Here is a 224-nt window from a genome sequence, read left to right as displayed (position 1 = left end):
CCTCGTCATGAAGGATGGCGTCGTCGAGGCGCAAGGCACGGCAGAGGAGCTGCTGCAGACGAGTCCGCTATTCCGCCAGATCTGGGAGGGCGACACGGGCGAGAGTCAGGGCGAGGCGTGAGTAGTGAGCAGTGCCGGCATGAGCAGTGAGTGCATCAGGAGTACGTGAATGAGCAGTGAGCAGGAGTAGGCAAAGACAAGGCGAGACCGGGGAGTGCCCCTGG

The organism is Paenibacillus sp. 598K (assembly GCF_003851045.1).
GTDB lineage: Bacteria > Bacillota > Bacilli > Paenibacillales > Paenibacillaceae > Paenibacillus_D.
This window is presented reverse-complemented; position numbering follows the sequence as displayed.